Below are 415 nucleotides of genomic sequence, written 5' to 3'. Positions count from 1 at the left end.
CCCAGGCCGTTGCCGCGGGTGTGCGTGTATATCCAGTCTGTCGCCCGCCAGAAAACTTCGCTTCCGCCGACTTCGGCGGCGCATTCGGCGAGGCTGGCCGCAACAGATGCGGCCGGCTGGTGCGCCGCCAGTGGCAGGTGCTGCCATTGCAAGGCCACATCCGTGTTGCCGGTGACCCAGCGCCGAAGCACCGGATAGTAGGCCTGGCAGAACGGGCATTCGAAGTCGGCATAGAGCGTCAGCACAAAGCGCCCTTCCCGATTGCCGGTCTGCCACGGCGGCTCGGCCCCAGGTGCGGCGCTGCCCGGCGCCGCAGGAGGAATGGAGACCTCACGCGGGCTAGAAGCCAGCCAGATCAGCAACAAGGCAAGCAGCACAGCAGCCAGTCCCCATCGCCAGCTGCGTAGCCGACGCG

General features: G+C 67.5%; 1 protein-coding gene. It reads right to left on the bottom strand.

Translation table 11 applies throughout. The annotated features are described in order from the left end of the window. On the bottom strand, positions 1-415 hold a 415-nt coding region (locus KDH83_RS31765), incomplete at both ends, for a DsbA family protein (protein WP_212323156.1).

This window comes from Achromobacter sp. Marseille-Q0513 (genome assembly GCF_018195695.1).
In the GTDB taxonomy this organism is placed as follows: domain Bacteria; phylum Pseudomonadota; class Gammaproteobacteria; order Burkholderiales; family Burkholderiaceae_B; genus Achromobacter.
The sequence above is the reverse complement of the archived record's forward strand: the minus strand, read 5'-3'. Positions and strand labels throughout refer to the sequence as shown.